This window comes from Ruminococcus sp. CAG:57 (assembly GCF_000435935.1).
Taxonomy (GTDB): domain Bacteria; phylum Bacillota; class Clostridia; order Oscillospirales; family Ruminococcaceae; genus Hominimerdicola; species Hominimerdicola aceti.
Map to the genome: position 1 here is coordinate 48,591 of NZ_FR890735.1, position 5,343 is coordinate 53,933.

5 protein-coding genes are annotated in these 5,343 nt (G+C 45.6%); 2 read left to right on the forward strand and 3 right to left on the reverse strand.

Translation table 11 applies throughout. The annotated features are described in order from the left end of the window. The coding region (locus tag QVO88_RS06780) for an AMP-binding protein (RefSeq protein ID WP_288177852.1) at window positions 1-2,523 on the reverse strand (2,523 nt) is incomplete at its 3' end. Between the two features lie 20 nt (window positions 2,524-2,543). Further along, complete coding sequence (locus QVO88_RS06785) at window positions 2,544-2,987, reverse strand: MarR family winged helix-turn-helix transcriptional regulator (protein WP_022287743.1); 444 nt, start codon at window positions 2,985-2,987, stop codon at window positions 2,544-2,546. A 214-nt stretch (window positions 2,988-3,201) separates the two neighbouring features. Here QVO88_RS06785 and nadA point away from each other — a divergent pair, with 214 nt between their 5' ends. Together nadA and QVO88_RS06795 are read left to right on the forward strand one after the other, a co-directional pair. Continuing rightward, the gene (nadA, locus tag QVO88_RS06790) at window positions 3,202-4,125 is read left to right on the forward strand and encodes a quinolinate synthase NadA (RefSeq protein ID WP_022287744.1); all 924 of its coding nucleotides are present in this window, start codon (window positions 3,202-3,204) and stop codon (window positions 4,123-4,125) included. Between the two features lie 4 nt (window positions 4,126-4,129). Beyond that, complete coding sequence (locus QVO88_RS06795) at window positions 4,130-4,564, forward strand: GNAT family N-acetyltransferase (protein WP_022287745.1); 435 nt, start codon at window positions 4,130-4,132, stop codon at window positions 4,562-4,564. 311 nt (window positions 4,565-4,875) lie between these two features. On the opposite strand, the gene QVO88_RS06800 is transcribed toward QVO88_RS06795, so the two are convergent. After that, window positions 4,876-5,343, reverse strand: a 468-nt coding sequence (locus tag QVO88_RS06800; protein ID WP_288177853.1) for a cellulase family glycosylhydrolase, incomplete at its 5' end; no start/stop codon positions are given.

Below are 5,343 nucleotides of genomic sequence, written 5' to 3' on the forward strand. Positions count from 1 at the left end.
TTCGTTCTTCAAAGCCAAAACCGCTTCACGGACTTTCGCCATAAGCTCTTCGGGGGTTTCGCCATTAGGATAAATAGGCTCACCATAAACGACTTTTACTTTATATTTGCTAAGACGCTTCCAGTTGAAAAGCCTTGGGAGCTTTCTGTCTGGCGGGAATATCTCGTGTCCGCCTTTGATGTAGGCTGGTACTATAGGCACATTGGCTTCGATAGCAAGGACGGCTGCACCGCTTTTGAACTTGCCCATTTCACCAGTTTTGCTTCTTGTACCCTCCGGGTGAACTAGCACACCCCATTTCTGACCAAGCTTTTTACGCAGAGCCGCCATTGTTTCGTCTACTCTGCCGCCCCTGTCAACAGGCACCATACCGCCTATTCTTACTATAAGTCGGCTGGCTAAACTGCCGTTGAAAAGCTCCTTTTTCGCCATACAGCAGAATTTTGCAAAACGCTCGTATCTGAAATTCAGGGTGAGGAAGATAAAATCAAAGTTTGAAACGTGATTTGCACAGATTATATAACCGTCCTTATCAGGTAGATTTTCCTCGTTGGTGACCTTGACTTCATAGAACGCTGTCACAAGATTTCTGTAAAAGCGGTAAATACGATAGTCTATCTTTTTCTTGTCCAGAGGATAGAGCATTGATTTCACTGTTTGCGGCTTTATGCGGTTTGGGTTTTGAACGAGGGCGATAAGCTTGCCCACTGTCATATCTTTATCCATACAGCCGTCAACACGCACACCACTGAACTCCTCTATCTCCAATGCAAGCTCGATAGCTGAGAGGGAGTCTATGGTGAACTCCTGCAAAAATTTTGTATTGAGCTTGACTTCATTCGGCTGAACGTGTGCTATTTTTGCCACGGAGTTTCTCACCATTGACGGGATATCCGACGGGTCGATACTATTTTTCGCCTGCTTTGTAAGGCTGTCAAGGTTATCCTCCATGACCATTTTCTTCAGCAGATAACGCTTTGGCTTGCCGATAGCTGTCCTTGGTATAGAATCCACAAAATGTATGCCGCTTAGTTTCATTGCCTGACCCGCGGAGGAGCTTATCTCTTTGAGTTTTTCTTCCGTCTGCTCACGCTTATCCTCAGCACAGACCACAAAGGCGTGCACCTCGTCATAGCTTCCCTCTTTCGCAGGCACTCCGCAGACCACAAGCTCGTCAACGTTCTCAATGCCCCTATAGACCTGTTCGATATCGTCAGGGGCGGCTTTTTTGCCTGTGGATAGGACGATATTTTCTTTACATCTGCCGAGAATGACGATATTTTTATGCTTATCGAACTTTGCAAGGTCGCCTGACTTGAACCAGCCGTCAGGATTGAAAGCTTCATCTGTGGACTTTTTGTCGCCATAGTAGCCTATCATCATATAAGGTGACTTTATGAGAAGCTCACCGCTGCGGTCGATTTTAACTTTTATATCAGGATAGGCCTTGCCGCAGGTGTCGGCATAGACGTGCTTGCCATATGTGCCGATAGTTGGTATGCTCGTTTCGGTCGCACCGTAGTTGTTCACAATATTAAAGCCTGTGCCGTAGAAGAAATCAAATGTATCCTTTGACATTGGCGAGCCTGCGGAGCAGAGAAATCTAAGCTCACCGCCCAAGGCTTTGTGTATCTTTGCAAAGATTTTTTTGCCGCTGTTTATGCCGTAGATCTTACGCTGATGAAGTGCCACGGGGAACATTTTCTTGAAAAGTGCTGAAGATACTTTGCTTGCGTTGATCTGCTGCATTATCTGGGTTTTCAAAAGCTCATAGACCTTTGGCACGCCCGGGAAAACTGTCGGCTTGAAGTTTTGAAAGCCTGCGGAAAGACCCTTTGCGGAGAGAGACTCAATAAAGCACACTGTTCCGCCTGTGAGGAGAGGGGCTAAGACCTGTGCAAAAAGTCCGTAGATATGGCTGTTTGGCAGGATTCCGAGATAGCGTTCGTTATCGGTTATGCCGTTGCACCGGCAGACCATTTTGCAGGAATTTATCTGAGAATCGTGGGTGTGCATGATGCCTGAGGCTGTCCTTGTCGTGCCGCTTGAAAAGATTATCACTGCGATATCAGGGTCGCCTACTTCACCTTGGCGGAGTATATTTTCCCCTGAACCGTCAAGTCTGTCAAGCTGGTTTTGAATATCGAGAACAGGTATATTTTTCACGCTTGTAAGCTTCTTTGCCGCCTTTTGAGAAGCGACAACGCACACAGGCTGTGACTTTTTCACCAGTGCGACAAGCTCTGCCGCAGGAAGCGAATAATCCAAAAGGACGGCTGTGGCATTTAGCTTTGCACAGGCGAGAAATGCGATATTCCACTCAGGTCTGCCCTCGGAAGCTATGCAGACCCTATCCCCTGCCACAACGCCCATGGCTTTAAGGCGGCTGCAAAAAACATCAGCCTGCTGTAAAGTCTGTCCGAATGTATATTCCTTTGTTTCACCCTCGTCATTCATCATCACGAGAGCGGTCTTGCTATAGCGGTTTATTGCCGTTTTTCTAAATTCATTATAAATGTTCATGGCAGTTTCCTTTCCGCACCTCAGACTTTCTGAGAGTTGCCTTTCATTGTATGTTCAAGTGCCTCGACAGCTTTTTCGGAGCTGTCAAGGAGGTTTTTGAGATTTTCCTCACCCAGTGCGTCAACGAACACGCTGAAATATTTTTCAAGACGCCGCTGCTTTTCTTCAATGGACTTTTCACCTTTTGGGAGGAGTTTCACCTGCACACGGCGTTTATCCTCAGGGTCACGCACAAGGCTAACAAAGCCTTTTTTCTCCATTGTGCTGAGAACAGATGTCACACGCTGACGTGATATCATAAGGTCACGGCTTATATCTGAGGGGTAGACTATGCCCTCGGCTGTGCTAAGATAGACTATCACTTTGCTTTCGCCCTGAAAAAGCTCTGCAAGGTCGTCCATATATCCTGTTTCAAAAAATCGTCTGAAAACTTCTCCAAAACGCTGGGCTGTTTTATCGTTCATTGTTATTCCTCCAAATGTCAAGGCGGTTGATTGTCAACACTGTTGATTATACACCATGTTGATGAATTTGTCAAGTGCTATGGGCGGTATGGTACAAATGCCCTTGACAAAATGTCTATATCATACTATAATAATATGGTATAAATCTTTCGGCAAACGCCGAAACACCGAAAGGAGGATATGCTTTTCAAAGGTCGAAAGGCATGATCTGGATATGATAAAGGACGTACAGGAAAAAATTCTTCAGTTAAAGAAAGAAAACGATATTTGTATACTTGCGCACAGCTATCAGGCTAAGGAGATAGTAGAGGTAGCAGATATTACAGGTGATTCATACAAGCTAAGCGTTGAGGCGCAGAAGGTCTCAAACAAAAACATACTTATGTGCGGAGTGCATTTTATGGCTGAGGCGGCAAAAATGCTCAACCCTGACAAGAACGTTTATCTTGCAAATCCATCGGCAGGCTGTCCAATGGCAGAGCAAATGGAACCTGAGATGATAGAAATGATAAAGGCGCAGGAGCCTGACAGAAAGGTAGTATGCTACATAAACACCACAGCCGCACTCAAGAGGGTTTGCGACGTTTGCGTTACTTCCTCGTCTGCGGTGAAGATAGTAAAGAACATGGACGCTGACAAGATACTGTTCATTCCTGACTGCAATCTTGGTGCATTCGTAAAAAAAGCCTGTCCTGAAAAGGATATAATGCTTTTGCAGGGCGGATGTCCTGTTCATGCGTCGGTAACAAAGGCTGACATGATAGCGGCTAAGACGGCTCACCCTGATGCACTGGTGCTTTGTCACCCTGAGTGTATCCCTGCTGTAAGCGAAATGGCTGATTATGTTGGTTCAACTTCCGGCATAATGAATTTTGCGGCTGAGTCTGACGCAAAGGAGTTCATCATAGGCACTGAGATATCCATTGCGGAGCATTTGCAGTACAAATTCCCTGAGAAGGAGTTTTACATACTCTCAAAGAAGATACTTTGTCCTAACATGAAGCTCACCACTCTTATGGACGTTTACAAGACTTGCGAGGGCATCGGCAACGGCGGCGGTTTTGAGATAAAAATGACAGACGAGGAGATAACCTCTGCAAGAAAATGTATCGACGAAATGATACGTCTTGGGGGCTGATATAATGGATAATTACACCATAAAGATCGCAAAAGGGCTTGCAAACAACGCAGACGCCAGACTCATAAGACAGCAGGTATTCGTTGAGGAGCAGGGCTTTGTGAACGAATTTGACGATATCGACCATGAGGCTTATCATGCTGTTATTTACACGGGCGGATATCCCATTGCAACAGGCAGGCTGTTTGACGAAAATGGCGAAGCGCACATTGGACGCATCTGCGTGAGAAAGGCATATCGTGGCAGAGATCTTGGCAGAATGATAGTGGAAGCCCTTGAAAAGCAGGCTGAAAAAGCGGGCTACAAGGAAGTCAGCTTATCGGCGCAAACGAGAGTACAGCAATTTTACGAGAAGCTTGGCTACAGGGCATATGGTGATGTTTACAAGGACGAATACTGTCCGCACATTGCAATGAAAAAGACCCTTTCAGGGGAATAGATATGAAAAAGGACGACTTGGGGTCGTCCTTTTTTTTGTGGCGTTTAATGAACAAAACAGTTTGTGATTGAAACGAACGAGAGTGGCGGGACGTCGAGGGCGCCGTCCCCTACACAAAAAAATTGCGCCGCTCCCCTACATAAATGTATTGATAAAAAACGATAATAATATAAATTTTTGTAGGGGCGAACAGCGTCCGCCCGTTTACCGCAAGATTGCCCACCGCTCGCAAGATATCAATTCGCCCCACAAAAATTGCACATAATTTGCGCACACAAAAAAAGGACGGAATCGCTTCCGTCCTTGATTTTTTAGCTATTTACTGTTTCCATGATAGCGTCGATTATTTCAGGGAAATACCAGCCACCCTCGGATCTGTTGAGAAGTCCGAAGTTCTCACCGTTTCCTATTCTTGTGCCGTTATCCCACCAACAGCATGGTACGCCGTACTGCTTTGCGGTGCTGAGATAATCCTTTACACACTGAACTCTCGCTTCTGTATTAACCTTATTTACAGAGCCGAACTCACCGATTATTACAGGTATTCCCTTGCTGAGGAACACTTCATTGATATCGGTAAAGAGTGTTGTGATAGAAGAGTCGATACTTGTATACTGGTCTGTGCCTGCGGTATCAAGTGCAAATGAATATGGCAGATAAGCGTGGATAGAAACTATTATCTTATCGTCGCCCTGCGGAACTTCCAAAGCTTCCATGTTCTGCTTTGATGATGAAGCGGCATATGGTGTTACCATTATACACCTGTTAGGGTTGTTTCC

What these genes read in the sequence shown, in the direction of transcription:
- QVO88_RS06785 (WP_022287743.1), bottom strand. Translation starts at nt 2,987, where the DNA reads ATGAACGATAAAACAGCCCAGCGTTTTGGAGAAGTTTTCAGACGATTT.
- nadA (WP_022287744.1), top strand. Translation starts at nt 3,202, where the DNA reads ATGATAAAGGACGTACAGGAAAAAATTCTTCAGTTAAAGAAAGAAAAC.
- QVO88_RS06795 (WP_022287745.1), top strand. Translation starts at nt 4,130, where the DNA reads ATGGATAATTACACCATAAAGATCGCAAAAGGGCTTGCAAACAACGCA.